Here is a 16,220-nt window from a genome sequence, read left to right as displayed (position 1 = left end):
TCAGTGCGCCAGCGCGAGCAGGCCTTCGACGTCGAGATGCGCCTCGATGTGATCGGCGAGCGCGTCGAGCGCGCTCTCCACCCGGGCGTGATAGGGCTGATCGGCCGAGGGAATGTCGAGCTGCGCGAGGAACGCCATGCGGAAACCGTCCGACGTGAACAGGCCGTGCAGATAGCTGCCGTGCACGCGCCCATCGCCGGAGATCGCGCCTTCCGGCGCGCCGTCGAGCATTGCGAAGGGACGCGCGCGATCCAGCCCTTCGGTGCGGCCGATGTGAATTTCGTAGGCGTCGATGGGCTCGCTGGTTCCGGCATGGCGCGCGGTGACGCGCGTGAGCGTCTTTTGCGGCGACATCACCGTCGTAACATCGAGAAGGCCAAGACCTGCCGTCTCTCCGGCTGGGCCCTCGATGCCTTCGGGATCATCCACGCTGTGACCGAGCATCTGATAGCCGCCACAGACACCCAGCACATGGCCGCCACGGCGGTGATGCGCGAGGAGATCGATGTCCCAGCCTTGCGCGCGCAAGAAGGCGAGGTCGCCGCGCGTTGATTTCGAGCCGGGAATGATGACGAGCCGCGCGTCTCCGGGAATCGCCTCGCCCGGGCGGACCATCACGAGGTCAACGTTGGGCTCGACCTTGAGCGGATCGAGATCGTCGAAATTGGCGATCCGCGATAGCGCCAGAAACGCGATCTTGCTTTTGCCGGGCTTCCGCGCCTCGCCCAATCCCAGTGCATCCTCGGCCGGCAACTCGCCGGCGCGCGCGAACCAGGGCAGCACGCCAAAACCGCGCCAGGATGTCCTGTCCTGGATCAGGCGGTAGCCGTCATCGAACAGCGTGGGATCGCCGCGAAACTTGTTGATGATGAACCCCTGGATCATCGCGGCATCGTCAGGATCGATTACGGCCTTGATGCCGACGAGTTGCGCGATGACGCCGCCGCGGTCGATGTCGCCGATCAGCACGACGGGCACATCGGCTTTCCGCGCAAAGCCCATATTGGCGATGTCGGCCTTGCGCAGATTGACCTCGGCCGGGCTGCCGGCGCCTTCGACCAGCACGAGATCGGTGCGCGCCTTCAGCCGTTCGAAGCTTTCGAGCACGGCGCCCATCAGCGAAGGCTTCATCGCGGCGTAGTCGCGGGCGCGTGCGGTCGCGATGCGCTTGCCCTGCACGATGATTTGCGCTCCGACATCGGTCTCGGGCTTGAGCAGCACCGGATTCATGTCGGTGTGCGGCTCGACGCCGGCGGCGAGCGCCTGGAGCGCCTGCGCACGGCCGATCTCGCCGCCGTCGACGGTGACGGCCGCATTGTTCGACATGTTCTGCGGCTTGAACGGGAGCACGCGCAGGCCGCGGCGCTTTGCGGCACGCGCAAGGCCCGCGACGACGAGCGACTTGCCCACGTCCGAGCCCGCTCCCTGGATCATCAATGCGCGCGCCATCGAAGTCTCAGAACTCGACGCCCGCTTGCGCCTTGATGCCGGAGCGGAACGGATGTTTCACCAGCGTCATCTCGGTGACGAGATCGGCGATCTCGATCAGCTCGTCCTTGGCGTTGCGCCCGGTGAGGACGACATGCGTCAGCGGTGGCTTCTGCGTTTTCAGGAAATCGACGACCTCGGCGATATCGAGATAGTCGTAGCGCAGCGCGATGTTGATCTCGTCGAGCACGACCATGCGCAGGCGTTCGTCCGATATCAGCTCCTTCGCCTTATCCCAGCCGGCGCGCGCGGCGGCGATGTCGCGGGCGCGGTCCTGCGTCTCCCAGGTAAAGCCTTCGCCCATGGCGTGGAACTGGCAGAGATCGCCAAAATGCCCGGTGAGCAGCCGCCGCTCGCCGGTATCCCACGCGCCCTTGATGAACTGGACGACCGCGCAAGGGAAGCCATGTGCGACACAGCGAACGATCATTCCGAAAGCGGAGGAGGACTTGCCCTTGCCCGCGCCGGTATGGACGATGATCAGTCCCTTTTCGCCGCTCTTGGTCGCCATGATCTTGTCGCGGGCGACCTTGATTTTCGCCATTTTCGCAGCATGCCGGGCGTCCGTGTTGTCCACCGCTGGGGTATCCGGTTCAGGCGTCATCTGAAATGGTCCTTCGGCTTGACAAGTGGCGGCCATGGGCAAATGGTGGGCCAGCGTTGGTTCCTGTCCTACGACAGGCGAAGAGGGAATGCGATAGGGCTCGTATCGGCAAGATTCGTGTTCGAAAAGCAGCCGCCCCCGCGACCGTGACCGGAGAGATGCCCGAAGCCACTGATCCCATGGGGGATCGGGAAGGCGGGGATCGAAGGGAAAAAACCTGCTCCGCAAGCCGGGAGACCTGCCAGCGCGAATGTTTTTGGACCGGCGGACGGGGTGTTCCGCGACGGGGAAACGGACCCTCTCTCGAGCGGTTCGTGCGCCTCATCGCCTCCCGCAGATATCCTGGAAGGGGCGATGGCCGTTACACTTCACGTTTGCATCACCTGCCGCGCCGGGCAGACACTCGGCGAAGGCGAAACCACGCCCGGCGCACGGCTGCATGCCGCGATCCTCGACGCCGGCGTGCCCGAAGGCGTCAACCTGGTTCCCGTCGAATGCCTGTCGGCCTGTAGCCAGGGCTGCTCGGTAGCTCTCAGCGCGCCCGGTCGATGGTCCTATGTCTATGGCCGCCTGTCGGATGCCAATGCGAACGACGTGATCGCAGGCGCTTCGGCCTACGCCGCAGCGCCCGACGGCATCGTGCCATGGCGCAGCCGTCCCGAAATCTTCCGCAAGCAATCGCTTGCCCGCATTCCCCCCATCGCCGTCGTGCCGGAGGCCGCCGAATGAACACGCTCGCAAAAGTCCCGGTCACGGTCGTCACGGGTTTTCTGGGATCAGGCAAGACGACGCTGATCCAGCATCTGATCAGCAATGCCAACGGCAAGAAGCTCGCGGTGCTCGTCAACGAGTTCGGCAGTGAAGGTGTCGACGGCCAGATCCTGAGATCCTGTGCCGATGCCAATTGCCCAGAGGAAAACATCGTCGAGCTCGCCAATGGCTGCATCTGCTGCACCGTGGCCGACGATTTCATTCCAGCGATGGAACAACTGCTCGCGCGCCAGGTGAGGCCGGATCACATCCTGATCGAGACGTCGGGGCTGGCCTTGCCGAAGCCGCTGCTGAAGGCGTTCGACTGGCCGGAAATCCGCTCGCGGATCACGGTCGATGGCGTGATTGCGCTGGCCGACGCCGAGGCGGTCGCAGCCGGACGCTTCGCGCCGGACCCGGATGCGGTGGAAGCGCAGCGCGCGGCGGATGAGAATCTCGATCACGAGACGCCGCTGTCGGAGGTGTTCGAGGACCAGATCGCCTGCGCCGATATCGTGCTCCTGACCAAGGCCGACCTCGCAGGTGCGGCAGGCCTCGAAGCAGCCAAGGCGGCGATCGCAGCGGAGATGCCGCGTCCGGTGCCTATGCTCCCCGTGGTCGACGGCGCGGTCGATCTGCGCGTCATCCTCGGCCTTGAAGCGGCGGCCGAAGACGATCTCGCCGCGCGCCCATCGCATCACGACGGCGAGGACGAGCACGAGCACAACGATTTCAACTCCGTCGTGATCGATCTGCCTGAGGTCGTCGACGTCGAGGCGCTGATCGCCTCGGTGCAGCGGCTGGCGCGCGAGCAGAACGTGTTGCGTGCAAAAGGCTATATCGCGGTCAAGGGTAAGCCTATGCGGCTGTTGCTGCAATCGGTCGGCGAGCGGGTTCGGCACCAGTTCGATCAGCCCTGGGGCGCGTCTCCCCGGCAATCGAAGCTGGTCGTGATCGGCGAGCATGGCGATATCGACGAGGCGGCGATCAAGGCAGGGCTTGGCATTTAAGGACTCGGCATCTGATGCACGTCGTTTTCCGCGAGAGCCGTGGTCTGGAGGAGACCGCGACGCCAAGGGACATCGGGCAGGACCCGGCCGATCTCGTGGTGCTCTCGTTCTCGGATTCCGATCTCGCCGCGTTCGCTGCCGGCTGGCGGCGAGGGCGCGCTGGCCTGCCGTCGCTGCGGCTCGCCAATCTCGCCGAGCTGCGTCATCCGCTGTCGATCGACACTTATATCGAGCGGACGCTGTCGCAAGCGCGCGGCATTCTGGTGCGCCTGATCGGCGGCGAGTCCTATTGGGCCTATGGGCTCGCGGCCCTGCATCAACTGGCGAAAGACCGCGGAATCGCGCTTGCCGTGTTGCCGGCGGATGGTCGCGACGATGAACGGCTGGATGCGTTCTCGACGTTGCCGGTCTCGACGCTCAGACGGCTCAAGGTGCTCTGCGACAAGGGCGGACCGGTTGCCGCACAAGCCGCGATCGCGCAGCTTGGGCTGGCCTCGGGTCTCTATGCGGGGCCCGTCGTTGGTGAGATCGAGGTCCCCGAGATCGGTTTCTACGAGCCGGGGCGCGGTGTTGTCGGGGCATTGCCCGATCCTGACGGAAAACCTCGCGCGTTCGTGACCTTCTACCGCTCGTATCTTACGGCCGCGGACACGGCGCCGGTCGATGCGCTGATCGCAGCGCTGAGGCAGAAGGGATTTGATGCCCACGGCGTGTTCGTGACGTCGTTGAAGGCACCTGACGTCGCCCACTGGTTGCACGCGCAATTTGCGCAGCATCCGCCGGCGGCCATCGTCAATGCGACCGCGTTCTCCGCAGCTGGCGACGACGGCGCGACGCCGTTCGATGCTGCATCGTGTCCGGTCTTCCAGGTCGCACTCTCCACGGCACGGCGCGAGGACTGGGCCGAATCGCTCCGCGGGCTTTCGCCGGGCGATCTCGCGATGCACGTCGTGCTGCCGGAGGTCGACGGCCGCGTGTTCGCGGGGGTGGTGAGCTTCAAGTCGGCCGGCGAGCGCGATCCTGATTTGCAGTTTTCGCACCTTGCCCATCGGCCGGACGATGAGCGCATCGCTGCCGTCGTTGCGCGCGTGGCCGCCTGGCAGCGGCTCGCGGAAAAGCCGGCGGGGGAGAAGCGGCCGGCGATCGTGCTCTCCAACTATCCCGGTCGGCCGCACCAGATCGCCCATGCGGTCGGGCTCGACGCGCTCGCTTCCGTTGAAGCGCTGCTCAGTGATCTCGGTGAGGCCGGTTTCGACGTCGAGCCGCAGGGTGCGCTCGGCGATGTCTTGCCGAAACAGGAGTTGACGTGGAGCGTCGCCGACTATCGCGCGGCGCTTTCCTGCCTTCCACGGGCATTGCAGGATGACCTCGAGCGTGCCTGGGGTGCACCCGAGGACGATCCGAGCTGCCGCGGCGGCGAATTTCATTTCGCGGCGATCGAAAGCGGCAAGGCGATCATCACAGTGCAGCCGGAGCGCGGCGAGGTCAGTCACCGTGACGCCGACTATCACGATCTTTCGCGCACGCCGCGTCACGCCTATGTCGCGTTCTATCTCTGGCTCCGGCAGCAGCGCATCGACGCCGTCGTGCACATGGGCGCGCATGGCACGCTGGAATGGCTGCCGGGAAAATCCGTGGCGCTGTCGTCGTCCTGCTGGCCCGAGGCGCTGATCGGCGATCTGCCTGTCATCTATCCCTTCATCGTCAACGATCCCGGCGAGGCGGCGCAGGCCAAGCGGCGCACCGGCGCGGTCACGATCGGCCATCTCCCGCCACAGCTGACGAAGTCCGCTGTGCCGGAGGGCCTGCGCCGGCTCGAGCAATTGCTCGACGAATATTCGACTGCCGATGGTCTCGATCCCGCGCGCCGGCAGCGGCTCATTGCTGCGATCCGCGACGAGGCGCACGCGGCCGGCCTCGACGCCGATCTCGGCCTCGCCGCAACGGCTGCATCGGCCGAAGCGATCCCCCGCATCGATCGTTTCGTCTGCGATCTCAAGGAAAGCCAGTTCGGAGACGGCCTGCATGTGTTCGGCCGGGGGACTTGCGGCGAAGCGGAGAGGGACGCGCTGATCGCCGCGTTGTCCGGCCGCCGCGTCGCGCCCGGGCCTGCGGGCTCGCCGTATCGCGGGCGCCAGGACGTGCTGCCGACCGGACGCAACTTGTTTGCCGTCGATCCGCGCGCCGTGCCGACGCCGTCGGCGCATGCGCAAGGTATCAGGCTTGCGGAAGAACTGTTGCGCCGTCACCTGCAGGATCATGGCGACTGGCCGAAAGGGCTTGTCGTCGATCTCTGGGGTTCCGCCACCATGCGCACGGCCGGTGAGGAGTTTGCGATGGCGCTGCATCTGGCCGGTCTCGCGCCGCACTGGGATCACGGGTCGGGACGTGTGACCGGCTACGACATCATCGCTCCGGCCGAGCTCGGCCGTCCCCGCATCGACGTCACGCTGCGGGTGTCTGGCCTGTTCCGCGACGTCTTCTCGAGCCTCGCGCAATTGTTCGACGCAGCCAGCGAAGCGCTCTCGAAGCGCGACGACGAGGGCGACGAAAATCCCTATCGCATGCGCGTCGCGCGCGTGTTCGGGCCACGTCCCGGACAATACGGCGTCGGCCTGTCCTCGATACCGGATGTCTTCACGCAAGACTCGCGTGCGGCGGCCGGCGAGGCCTGGCTGTCGGCATCATCCTGGGCGTTGTCATCAGATGGCGAGATGCGGCCCGATCGCGCCGGCATCGAGACGAGGCTCGCGAGCGCCGACGCCTTCGTCCATATACAAGATCTACCGGAGACGGATTTGCTGCTCGCCGCCGACTATGCCGCGCATGAAGCAGGCGTTGCAGCGGCGGCGGCAAGGTTAGGTGCGGCCGCGCCATCGCTCTATCACCTCGACGCGACGCGGCCCGACCAGCCGCAGGCGCGCGCGCTGACGGAGGAGATTTCGCGCGTCGCCCGCGCCCGCGCCGCCAATCCGGACTGGATCGCAGGCATGATGCGCCATGGTTTTCGCGGCGCTGCCGAGATCACAGCGACGCTCGAGCATATGGCCGCATTCGCGCATCTGGCGGGCGCCGTGCCACCGCATCTGTTCGATCTCTATTATGACGCGACCCTCGGCAATGACGATGTTCGGACGTTCATGGCGCAGGAAAATCCGGCCGCATTGGCTGCGATGGAAACCTGCTTCACCCGACTGCATGAAGCCTCGCTCTGGAAGACGCGCCGCAACTCGATCGCGGCAGCGCTGAAGGAGGCCTCATGAGCGCAGTCGCGATCAAAGGCTGGTGCCCCGGCGCGCTGCGGCCGATGCTGTCGGGCGATGGCCTCGTGGTGCGCGTGCGTCCGCATGGCGGTCGGCTGGTGGCGACGCAGGCGGCGGGCATTGCGAGCCTTGCCGCGCGCTATGGCAACGGTTTGATCGACGTGACCAGCCGGGCCAATCTTCAAGTGAGGGGTGTGACCGAGGTGGCGCATCTGCCTCTCCTCGATGGCCTCAAGCAGTTGGGCCTGCTGGATTCGGACCCCGATACCGAATCGCGACGCAATATTCTGGTGACGCCATTCTGGAACGTCGACGACGACACCTGCTTGATGGCCGACGAGCTCGAGCAGGCCCTGGCCGACAGCGCGCTCGATCTTCCGACCAAGTTCGGTTTCGCTATCGATGATGGCTGTGAGCGTGTGCTGGCTGGCGCGTCCGCGGATATCCGGATCGAACGCGACCGCGCGGGAGGGCTGACGGTGCGTGCCGACGGCGCGCAACTTGGCCGGTCCGTCACACGCATAGAGGCTGTGTCCGCCGCGCTCGCGCTGGCAGAATGGTTCGTGGCATCCGGCGGCGCCAAGGGTGGACGAGGACGCATGGCGGCGCATATCGCCGACGGCGCGAAATTGCTCGACGCCTTGCGCGGCGAGTCGCTGCCGGCCGCCGCAGCCGTTGCGCCGCGTCCCGGTCTTTATCCGCATGGCGCGATCGTGGGTGTCGCGTTCGGCCAGTTACCGCATTCGGCGCTCACTCGTCTTGCCTCTCGTGCCCCGGCGCTGCGTATGACGCCGTGGCGGATGGTTTTGGCGGAGGGCATGCGTGACATGCCGGGCGGTGAAGGCCTCATTACCGAGGCCGATGATCCCGCGCTGCGCGTGATCGCCTGCAGTGGCGCACCGCGTTGCCGCGAGGCGCATGCCGATACGCGCGCGCTTGCGGCAGCGCTCGCGCCGAAGATCGCACCCGATGCACGGCTTCACGTGTCCGGTTGCGCCAAGGGGTGTGCGCATTCGGGACCGGCAACGCTCACGCTGGTTGCGACCCGCGATGGATTCGACCTCGTCCGCTCCGGCTCGACCCGTGATGCGCCGGTGCTGCGCGGACTGAGCGGCACCGCCATCGTCAAGAATCCTTCCCTGCTCATGGGAGGGCGCTGATGGCGCACGTGTACGAGACCGACGGCGCGGCGATCTATCGACAATCCTTTGCGACCATCCGTGCCGAAGCCGACCTCGCGCGCTTCGCGCCGGACGAAGAGCAGGTCGTTGTGCGCATGATCCATGCCGCTGGAATGGTTGGGCTCGAGGCCCATATCCGTTTCACGCCGGGCATGGCGCGCACCGCGCGCGTGGCGCTCGAGAAGGGCGCGTCGATCCTGTGCGATGCGCGCATGGTGTCGGAGGGAATCACGCGCGCGCGGTTGCCGGCCGGCAATGCCGTCATCTGCACGCTCGGTGATCCCGCCGTGCCCGCGCTGGCGCACGCCATGCGCAACACGCGCTCGGCGGCGGCGCTCGAACTCTGGCGTCCGCATCTTGAAGGTGCGATCGTCGCCATCGGCAACGCGCCGACCGCGCTGTTTCACCTGCTCAACATGCTGGAGGACCGCGACTGTCCGCGGCCAGCGGCGATCATAGGCTGTCCGGTCGGCTTCGTCGGCGCGGCCGAATCCAAGGCGGCGTTGATGACGAATCCTCCAACGCCGGCATTGACTGTCGAGGGGCGGCTCGGTGGCTCGGCGATCACCGTTGCTGCCGTGAATGCGCTGGCAAGCCGGAACGAATGAAGATGGGGCGTATCATCTGTTGCGGCCTTGGGCCTGGCGATCCCGACCTGATGAGCGTCCGCGCCGATCGCGAGGTGCGTGCGGCCAGGCACGTCGCTTATTTTCGTAAGCAAGGCCGTCCGGGCCAGGCGCGACGCATCGTCGAGGGCATGCTTGCGGCCGATGTCACCGAATATCCGATGGAATATCCGGTCACGACGGAGATTGCCTTCGACAGTCCGGAATATATGCGACTGCTCGGCGGATTCTACGACGAATGGGCGGAGCGGCTGGCGCGGCTGGCACGCGCGATCGACGTCGTGGTGCTCTGCGAGGGCGATCCTTATTTCTACGGCTCCTTCATGCATCTGCACGCGCGCCTGCAGGGGCGTGTCGAGATCGAGGTGATCGCCGGCATTCCCGGCATGGCCGGTTGCTGGAACGCGGTCGGCCAGCCGATCGCGCTCGGCGACGACGTGACGACGGTGCTGATGGGGACGCTCGCCGAGGACGAGCTCGAGCAGCGCATGTGTAATTCCGATGCGCTCGTCATCATGAAGACGGGGCGCAACCTGCAGAAGGTGCGCCGTGCGCTTGCTTCCGCCGGCAGGCTCGACGATGCCTGGCTGGTCGAGCGCGGCACCATGCCCGGCGAACGCGTCGTGCGGCTCGCCGAGATCGACGAAGCCGACTGTCCCTATTTCGCGATCGTGCTGGTGCACGGCCGCGGGCGGCGAATGGACGCGGGCGAATGATGGGAACGCTGACTATTGCGGGGCTTGGGCCCGGCGACGAGGCGCTGGTGACGCCGGAGGTTTCCGCCGCCCTTGCTGCTGCGACTGATGTGGTGGGCTACGCGCCCTATGTCGGGCGTGTTGCTCCCAGGGATGGACTGACGCTGCATCCGTCCGACAATCGCGTGGAGCTTCAGCGCGCGAGCGAGGCACTGCGGCTCGCGGCCGAGGGACGAAACGTCGTCGTGGTGTCCTCCGGTGATCCCGGCGTGTTCGCGATGGCGTCGGCCGTATTCGAGGCGCTTGAACAGGCTCCAGAATGGCAGAAGCTTCCGATCCGCGTTCTGCCTGGCGTGACCGCGATGCTGGCCGCTGCTGCGCGCGCAGGCGCGCCGCTCGGCCACGATTTTTGCGCGATCAATCTCTCCGACAATCTCAAGCCGTGGCCATTGATCGAGAAGCGCCTGCGGCTTGCAGCCGAGGCGGACTTCGCAATCGCGCTCTACAATCCGCGCTCGGCGAGCCGGCCGGAAGGCTTTGGCCGAGCGCTCGCGGTATTGAGGGAGGCGGGCTGCGGCGAACGGCTGGTGATCTTCGCCCGCGCGATCAGCGCGCCGGACGAGCGGATCGAGACGGTCACGCTCAACGAGGCGACGCCCGGGATGGCCGACATGCGCACGCTCGTCATCGTCGGCAATTCGCAGACGCGCCGCGTTGGTCGCTGGGTCTATGCGCCGAGGCAGGTCCGATGACCGAGCCACGCCATGACCTCGGCCACGCTTTCGACGCGATGCCGTCGGGGCAGGTGCGGCCGCGCGATCATGATGACGGGCAGGCCAAGCGCGCGGCCCGCGTCGATCTTGGCGCGCGCGCCATCGCCGCCGGAATTGCGGGCGACGATCCATGCGATGCCACGCGATCGCAGCATCTCGACTTCGCCCTGGTAGGTGAACGGCCCACGCGACACGATGATTTCGGCGTCAAACGGCAGCGTTCCCTCGGGCGGATCCACGAATCGCAATGTGTAGGCGTGCTGCGGCTTCTCGCGGAATGGGGCGATATGCTGCCGGCCGATCGCGAGGAAGACGCGCGCCGGCGTCTCGGGCAGGGCCGCGAGGGCGGCGGCGATGTCGGCGACCTCGATCCAGTGATCACCGGGGGCTTTGATCCACGGCGCGCGTTCGAGCGCGACAAGGGGCGTATGCGTTTCCGCGCACGCCAGGGCGGCGTTGCGGCTCATCTCCGCTGCAAAGGGATGGGTGGCGTCGATGACATGCGTGATGCCTTCTTGCCGGATGTAATCCGCAAGTCCGCTCACACCGCCAAAGCCACCCGTGCGGATCGGCAGCGGTTGTCCGGCCGGCGCGCGGGTGCGGCCGCCGTAGGAATAGATCGCATCGACGCCGGCGCGCGCGATCTCCGCGGCGAGCGCATTGGCATCACTCGTTCCGCCCAGAATGAGGGCGCGCGTCATGGCTGATCCCTGGCTGACCATCATCGGTATCGGCGAAGATGGCCTTGCCGGCCTCTCCGAGGCAAGCCGAAAGGCACTTGCCAGGGCCGAGACGGTGTTCGGCGGCGAGCGCCATCTTGCGCTTGCAGGCATAACCGATCGTGGCCACCCGTGGCCAGTGCCGTTCGATGCCGATGTCGTGCTGGGCTGCCGCGGCCGGCCCACCGTGGTGCTCGCGTCGGGCGATCCGTTCTGGCACGGTGCCGGCGCCAGCCTCGCCGAGAGATTGGAAGCGGGTGAGTGGATCGCGCATTCCTCGCCGTCGACATTCTCGCTTGCCGCGGCGAGGCTGGGCTGGCGACTCGAGTCTTGCATCTGCGTTGCGCTCCATGCCGCCCCGTTCGAGCGCCTGGTGCCGCATCTCGCAAATGGCGCGCGGATCATCTGCCTCGTGCGCGACGGCAAGGCGGCCGGCGATCTCGCGAAGTGGCTGACGGAGCGGGGCTGGGGCGCATCGCCGTTCTGGACGCTATTCGCGCTCGGCGGCCAGCGCGAGCGTATCGTGACGCACCGTACAGATGCTCATACAGCCGAGCCTGGCGACCTTGTTGCGGTCGCGCTGGAGGCGAGGGGCCTGAATGGCATTGCCCGCAGCTCCGGCCTTGCCGACGATCTCTTTGTGCATGATGGCCAGATCACGAAGCGAGCGATACGCGCGCTGGCCTTGTCCGCGCTGGCGCCGCGGCCGGGCGAACGTCTCTGGGACGTCGGCGCGGGCTCCGGCTCGATCTCGGTGGAATGGGCCGTGTGCGGCGGCGCGGCAATGGCGATCGAGGCGCGCGAGGATCGCGCTGCGAACATCCGCAGCAATGCCGCGGCTTTCGGACTAGCGCATCGAATCACTGTGGTCGTGGGAGCTGCGCCGGGCGTTTTGTCCGGCCTTGAGACACCTGATGCCGTATTCATCGGCGGCGGCCTCGATGCCACAATGTTCGACGCCGTCTGGTCGCGGATTGCGCCGGGCACGCGGCTGGTGGCGCACGCCGTGACGCTAGAGACGGAAACGCTGCTGGTGGAGCTAAACCGGCGCCTTGGCGGCGAACTAATGCGGGTCGAGATCGCGCATGCGGGCCCGTTGGGGCGCTACCGGTCCTGGGAGGCGGCGCGGCCGGTCGTGCAATGGAGCGTGGTGCGATGAAGGTCGCAGGGCTCGGCTTCAAGCGCGACGCCACGCTCGCCGCACTGCGCGAGGCACTTCTCGCCGCGGGCGGTGTGAAAGGTCTCGCGGCCGTTGCAACCGTCAGCGACAAGGCGGACAGCGCGGCGCTGAAGTTGCTGGCGGGCGAATTCAACCTGCCGATCATGGCTGTTTCGGTCGATGTGCTCGCCGGCATCACGACGCCGACGCAGTCAAAGCGCATCAAGGAAAAATTCGGTACCGGCTCGGTGGCGGAAGCCGTCGCGCTCGCGGCAGCGGGCCGTGACGCGAGACTGGTTGCGCCGCGCGTGGTCTCGCGGGACCGGACCGCGACCGCGGCGATTGCGGAGGGAGACGGCGAATGACCGTGCATTTCATTGGGGCGGGTCCGGGCGCCGCCGACCTCCTCACTTTGCGCGGGCGCGATCTGATCGCGGCCTCGCCGGTGTGCCTCTATGCGGGCTCGCTCGTGCCCGAAGGCGTCCTGGCGCACTGCCCGAAGGGCGCGCGGATCGTCAATACGGCGCCGCTGTCGCTCGACGAGATCATCGCTGAGATCGCCAGTGCCCATGCGGAAGCCAAGGACGTTGCGCGGCTGCATTCGGGCGACCTGTCGATTTGGTCGGCGATGGGTGAGCAATTGCGCCGCCTGCGTGCTCTCGGCATTCCCTTCACCGTCACGCCGGGCGTGCCCTCGTTCTCGGCTGCTGCGGCGGCATTGGAGGCCGAACTGACGTTGCCAGGGCTTGCGCAGTCCGTGGTGCTGACGCGCACGCCAGGCCGGGCGAGCGCGATGCCGGAGGGTGAGAAGCTCGCGACTTTTGCCGCGACCGGCGCGGTGCTCGCAATCCATCTCTCGATCCATCTGCTCGACAAGGTCGTCGCGGATCTGAAGCCGCATTATGGCGCGGACTGTCCGGTGGCGATCGTCTGGCGCGCGAGCTGGCCGGACCAGCGCATCGTGCGCGCCACGCTCGCAACGCTCGATGCGGCCGTCGGCACCGAGCTCGAACGCACGGCGCTCATCCTGGTGGGTCGCACGCTTGGCTCGGAGGAGTTCTCCGAGAGCCGCCTTTATGCAGCCGACTACGACCGCCGCTACCGGCCGGTTGGTCCTGCGCCGCGCTTTCCGGAGGCATCGTGATGGCGACAGGTCTCGTCATCTCGGCGCCGGCTTCCGGCGTCGGCAAGACGACGCTGACGCTGGCGCTCGCACGCGCCTATCGCGATCGCGGCCTCAAGGTGCAGTGCTTCAAGAGCGGCCCCGATTACATCGACCCGGCCTTTCATGCGGCCGCCACGGGACGCGCCTCCGTCAACATCGACAGCTGGGCGATGGATCGCGCGACGATCGAAGATCTCGTCAGCCGCGGTGCGAATGCCGATCTCGTACTGGCCGAGGGCTCGATGGGCCTGTTCGACGGCGTCGCTGCGCGCGGCGTCTCGGGCACCGGTGCCACCGCCGACATCGCGGAGATGATGGGCTGGCCCGTGCTGCTGGTGATCGATCCGTCCGGCCAGGCGCAGACAGCCGCGGCGATTGCCGCGGGCCTGCGAGATTTTCGCCGCGGTGTGCAGCTTGCAGGCGTCGTGCTCAACCGCGTCGCGAGCCTGCGGCATGAGGACCTCGTGCGGCGTGCGTTGAAGGATGCGGGCATTGCCGTGTTCGGCGCGCTGCCGCGTCATGCCGAGATCAGCCTGCCGAAGCGGCATCTCGGCCTGGTGCAGGCGGAGGAGCAGATGGAGATCGGTCGCCTGATCGGTGAGGCCGCGCGCTTCGTCGGCGAGCACGTCGATCTCGACGCCGTGCTAGGCGCTGCATCCGCATGGACATCGCAGCCCATCACGAACCGGCTTAGCGTTACGCCGCCCGGCCAGCGCATTGCACTGGCGCGCGATGCGGCGTTCTCCTTCGTCTATCCGCACATGCTCGAGGCCTGGCGCGCCGCCGGTGCCGAGATCCTGCCCTTCTCACCGCTCGCCGATGAGGGGCCCGATGCGAGCGCCGACGTGTGCTGGCTGCCCGGCGGCTATCCGGAATTGCACGCCGGTCGCATCGCGGCGAATACGCGCTTCCGCGAGCGTTTGCGCGCCTTCGCCGAGACGCGGCCGGTGCACGGCGAATGTGGCGGCTACATGGTGATGGGCGCGGCCCTGACCGACGCCGACGGCGCGCGGCACGAGATGCTGAGCCTTCTGGGCCTTCAGACGAGCTTTGCCAAGCGGCGCATGCATCTCGGCTATCGGCTGGCCGAGCTCGCGGCGCCGATGCCGGGACGTCAGCCCGGCGCACGCCTGCGCGGTCATGAATTCCATTATTCGACGATTCTCGCGCAGCCTGATGTACCGCTTGCGATCGTGCGTGACGCGACAGGCGCTGTTGTCGCGGAGACCGGATCGCGGCGCGGGCATGCGACGGGCACCTTCTTTCATCTGATTTCGGAGGACCGGTGAGCGGCTTCGTCTCCTTCATCTCTGCCGGTCCCGGCGATCCCGAGCTTTTGACGCTCAAGGGCGCCGCGCGGCTGCGCGAGGCCGACGTCGTGCTCTACGACGATCTCGCTTCCGGTGCGATCCTCGAGCTTGCCAGGCCCGGCGCCAATCTGGTGGCGGTCGGAAAACGCGCCGGGAGGCCTTCGACCAAGCAGCAGCACGTCAACCGCCTGCTGGTTGATTATGCGGCGACCGGCGCACGCGTGGTGCGGTTGAAATCCGGCGATGCCGGCATCTTCGGCCGGCTCGAGGAGGAGATCGAGACGCTTCGGGTGTCGGGGATCGGCTACGAGATCGTGCCCGGCGTCACCTCGGCCTGCGTCGCGGCGGCGCAAGCCGGCATCCCCCTGACCCGGCGAAACACCGCGCGCCGGGTGCAGTTCGTGACCGGGGCCGATGTGACCGGGCAGTTGCCGCAAAATCTGAACTGGGCGGCGCTGGCCGACCCGGACGCCACGACGGTGGTCTATATGGGCCGGCGCACGTTTCCGGAACTGGCCGCAAGGCTGATCGCGCAGGGTCTTTCGCCGGATACGCCGGCGTTGTTTGCGGAATCCCTGGGCCGCAACGATGAGCGGCTGGTACGCACGACCATCGCGAAACTCGCCGAAGAACTCGCGCAGGCCGCGCCCGCGAACACAGCTGCCGTCATCCTGTTCGGCGCGCTGGCGGAGGTTGACGCATCATCATGCTGACGCTTTCTCTGATAGGCATTGGTTGCGGCGATCCGGAGCAGCTCACGCTGGCCGCGATCCGCGCCATCAACGCGGCCGACCTTGTCCTGATCCCGCGCAAGGGGACGCAGAAGTCCGATCTCGCCGAACTGCGGCGGACGATTTGCGCTGATGTGCTCACCAGCAAAGAGACGCGTCTCGCAGAGTTCGATCTGCCGGAGCGTGATGTCGGCGATGCCGACTACCGCAAGGGGGTCGACGACTGGCACAACGCGGTCGCGGCGACATGGTCGCAGGCGATCGCGGGACATCTCGGACATGATGGCCGCGTTGCGTTGCTGATCTGGGGCGATCCGTCGCTCTATGATTCCTCCTTGCGGATCGCGCGACGGCTCGACCCTTTGCCGGCGATCGAAGTCGTCCCCGGCATCACCTCGATCCAGGCGCTGTGCGCGGCGCACGCGCTGCCGCTGAACGATATCGGCGAGCCTTTCCTGGTGACGACAGGGCGGCGCCTGCGCGAAGGCGGCTGGCCTGACGGTACCGACACCGTGGTCGTGATGCTCGATGGTGGCACGGCGTTTCAGTCACTCGATCCGGAAGGCCTGCAGATATGGTGGGGCGCCTATCTCGGAATGCCCGATCAGGTCGTCATGTCGGGTGCATTGGCCGAGATAGGCGCGCGCATCGTCGCGGTACGCCAAGAGGCGCGCGAACGGCACGGCTGGATCATGGACAGCTACATTCTCAAACGCAGAGCGTGACGCGATCGCGGTCGCGTGAAC

Annotated in this window: 16 protein-coding genes and 1 riboswitch; of the genes, 13 read left to right on the top strand and 3 right to left on the bottom strand. The window is 67.0% G+C overall.

Annotation, left to right across the window (positions count from 1 at the left end; all coding sequences use genetic code 11):
- The gene (locus SO156_RS16610; RefSeq protein ID WP_498535540.1) at positions 1–1,449 is read right to left on the bottom strand and encodes a cobyric acid synthase; all 1,449 of its coding nucleotides are present in this window, start codon (positions 1,447–1,449) and stop codon (positions 1–3) included.
- A 7-nt stretch (positions 1,450–1,456) separates the two neighbouring features.
- Positions 1,457–2,092, bottom strand: a complete 636-nt coding sequence (cobO, locus tag SO156_RS16605; protein ID WP_498535539.1) for a cob(I)yrinic acid a,c-diamide adenosyltransferase — start codon at positions 2,090–2,092, stop codon at positions 1,457–1,459.
- 40 nt (positions 2,093–2,132) lie between these two features.
- Positions 2,133–2,352: riboswitch (cobalamin riboswitch) on the top strand.
- A gap of 94 nt (positions 2,353–2,446) precedes the next feature.
- On the opposite strand from cobO, the gene SO156_RS16600 reads away from it, so the two are divergent.
- Genes SO156_RS16600 through cobJ form a run of 7 tightly spaced genes read left to right on the top strand, consistent with a single transcriptional unit; the run spans position 2,447 to position 10,369 of the window.
- Positions 2,447–2,821 (top strand): DUF1636 family protein, encoded by a 375-nt coding sequence (locus SO156_RS16600; RefSeq protein WP_458151331.1) that lies wholly within the window; start codon positions 2,447–2,449, stop codon positions 2,819–2,821.
- Positions 2,818–3,852 (top strand): cobalamin biosynthesis protein CobW, encoded by a 1,035-nt coding sequence (gene cobW, locus SO156_RS16595; RefSeq protein ID WP_458151332.1) that lies wholly within the window; start codon positions 2,818–2,820, stop codon positions 3,850–3,852. The genes SO156_RS16600 and cobW overlap by 4 nt, the downstream gene beginning before the upstream one ends.
- Positions 3,853–3,866: 14 nt before the next feature.
- Positions 3,867–7,115: a cobaltochelatase subunit CobN gene (cobN, locus tag SO156_RS16590; protein WP_498535538.1), complete on the top strand. Its 3,249-nt coding sequence runs from the start codon at positions 3,867–3,869 to the stop codon at positions 7,113–7,115.
- Positions 7,112–8,275: a precorrin-3B synthase gene (gene cobG, locus SO156_RS16585; protein ID WP_498535537.1), complete on the top strand. Its 1,164-nt coding sequence runs from the start codon at positions 7,112–7,114 to the stop codon at positions 8,273–8,275. The genes cobN and cobG overlap by 4 nt, the downstream gene beginning before the upstream one ends.
- Positions 8,275–8,904: a precorrin-8X methylmutase gene (locus tag SO156_RS16580; protein WP_498535536.1), complete on the top strand. Its 630-nt coding sequence runs from the start codon at positions 8,275–8,277 to the stop codon at positions 8,902–8,904. Before cobG ends, SO156_RS16580 begins: the two co-directional genes overlap by 1 nt.
- Positions 8,905–8,906: 2 nt before the next feature.
- Positions 8,907–9,638: a precorrin-2 C(20)-methyltransferase gene (locus SO156_RS16575; protein WP_498535535.1), complete on the top strand. Its 732-nt coding sequence runs from the start codon at positions 8,907–8,909 to the stop codon at positions 9,636–9,638.
- Entirely contained in the window at positions 9,635–10,369 is a 735-nt protein-coding gene (gene cobJ, locus SO156_RS16570) for a precorrin-3B C(17)-methyltransferase (protein WP_498535534.1), read from the top strand. Before SO156_RS16575 ends, cobJ begins: the two co-directional genes overlap by 4 nt.
- On the opposite strand, the gene SO156_RS16565 is transcribed toward cobJ, so the two are convergent.
- Positions 10,345–11,091 carry a cobalt-precorrin-6A reductase gene (locus SO156_RS16565; protein WP_498535533.1) on the bottom strand — a complete coding sequence of 249 codons (747 nt, stop codon included), beginning with the start codon at positions 11,089–11,091 and terminating at the stop codon, positions 10,345–10,347. The genes cobJ and SO156_RS16565 overlap by 25 nt on opposite strands.
- Between SO156_RS16565 and cbiE the strand changes: the two genes are divergently transcribed.
- From cbiE to cobF, 6 genes are read left to right on the top strand one after another with little or no spacing between them, the layout of a single operon-like run.
- Positions 11,090–12,268: a precorrin-6y C5,15-methyltransferase (decarboxylating) subunit CbiE gene (cbiE, locus tag SO156_RS16560; protein WP_498535532.1), complete on the top strand. Its 1,179-nt coding sequence runs from the start codon at positions 11,090–11,092 to the stop codon at positions 12,266–12,268. The genes SO156_RS16565 and cbiE overlap by 2 nt on opposite strands.
- Entirely contained in the window at positions 12,265–12,633 is a 369-nt protein-coding gene (locus SO156_RS16555) for a cobalamin biosynthesis protein (protein WP_498535531.1), read from the top strand. The genes cbiE and SO156_RS16555 overlap by 4 nt, the downstream gene beginning before the upstream one ends.
- On the top strand, positions 12,630–13,412 hold the full coding sequence (gene cobM, locus SO156_RS16550) for a precorrin-4 C(11)-methyltransferase (protein WP_458150963.1): 783 nt from the start codon (positions 12,630–12,632) through the stop codon (positions 13,410–13,412). Before SO156_RS16555 ends, cobM begins: the two co-directional genes overlap by 4 nt.
- On the top strand, positions 13,412–14,722 hold the full coding sequence (locus SO156_RS16545) for a cobyrinic acid a,c-diamide synthase CobB (RefSeq protein ID WP_498535530.1): 1,311 nt from the start codon (positions 13,412–13,414) through the stop codon (positions 14,720–14,722). The genes cobM and SO156_RS16545 overlap by 1 nt, the downstream gene beginning before the upstream one ends.
- Positions 14,719–15,456, top strand: coding sequence for a uroporphyrinogen-III C-methyltransferase (gene cobA / locus SO156_RS16540; RefSeq protein WP_498535529.1), 738 nt, complete (start codon positions 14,719–14,721; stop codon positions 15,454–15,456). The genes SO156_RS16545 and cobA overlap by 4 nt, the downstream gene beginning before the upstream one ends.
- A complete protein-coding gene (gene cobF, locus SO156_RS16535) occupies positions 15,450–16,199 on the top strand; it encodes a precorrin-6A synthase (deacetylating) (RefSeq protein ID WP_458150960.1) in 750 nt (249 codons plus the stop codon). The genes cobA and cobF overlap by 7 nt, the downstream gene beginning before the upstream one ends.
- Positions 16,200–16,220: the final 21 nt, after the last annotated feature.

Source organism: Bradyrhizobium sp. UFLA05-125 (assembly GCF_059803515.1).
This window is presented reverse-complemented; position numbering and strand designations above follow the sequence as displayed.

Excerpts from the sequence above, each read along its gene's own strand:
- cobO (WP_498535539.1), bottom strand. The coding sequence starts at position 2,092 with ATGACGCCTGAACCGGATACCCCAGCGGTGGACAACACGGACGCCCGG.
- cobG (WP_498535537.1), top strand. The coding sequence starts at position 7,112 with ATGAGCGCAGTCGCGATCAAAGGCTGGTGCCCCGGCGCGCTGCGGCCG.
- cbiE (WP_498535532.1), top strand. The coding sequence starts at position 11,090 with ATGGCTGATCCCTGGCTGACCATCATCGGTATCGGCGAAGATGGCCTT.
- SO156_RS16555 (WP_498535531.1), top strand. The coding sequence starts at position 12,265 with ATGAAGGTCGCAGGGCTCGGCTTCAAGCGCGACGCCACGCTCGCCGCA.
- cobW (WP_458151332.1), top strand. The coding sequence starts at position 2,818 with ATGAACACGCTCGCAAAAGTCCCGGTCACGGTCGTCACGGGTTTTCTG.
- cobM (WP_458150963.1), top strand. The coding sequence starts at position 12,630 with ATGACCGTGCATTTCATTGGGGCGGGTCCGGGCGCCGCCGACCTCCTC.
- SO156_RS16610 (WP_498535540.1), bottom strand. The coding sequence starts at position 1,449 with ATGGCGCGCGCATTGATGATCCAGGGAGCGGGCTCGGACGTGGGCAAG.
- SO156_RS16545 (WP_498535530.1), top strand. The coding sequence starts at position 13,412 with ATGGCGACAGGTCTCGTCATCTCGGCGCCGGCTTCCGGCGTCGGCAAG.
- cobJ (WP_498535534.1), top strand. The coding sequence starts at position 9,635 with ATGATGGGAACGCTGACTATTGCGGGGCTTGGGCCCGGCGACGAGGCG.
- SO156_RS16580 (WP_498535536.1), top strand. The coding sequence starts at position 8,275 with ATGGCGCACGTGTACGAGACCGACGGCGCGGCGATCTATCGACAATCC.
- cobF (WP_458150960.1), top strand. The coding sequence starts at position 15,450 with ATGCTGACGCTTTCTCTGATAGGCATTGGTTGCGGCGATCCGGAGCAG.
- cobN (WP_498535538.1), top strand. The coding sequence starts at position 3,867 with ATGCACGTCGTTTTCCGCGAGAGCCGTGGTCTGGAGGAGACCGCGACG.
- SO156_RS16600 (WP_458151331.1), top strand. The coding sequence starts at position 2,447 with ATGGCCGTTACACTTCACGTTTGCATCACCTGCCGCGCCGGGCAGACA.
- SO156_RS16575 (WP_498535535.1), top strand. The coding sequence starts at position 8,907 with ATGGGGCGTATCATCTGTTGCGGCCTTGGGCCTGGCGATCCCGACCTG.
- SO156_RS16565 (WP_498535533.1), bottom strand. The coding sequence starts at position 11,091 with ATGACGCGCGCCCTCATTCTGGGCGGAACGAGTGATGCCAATGCGCTC.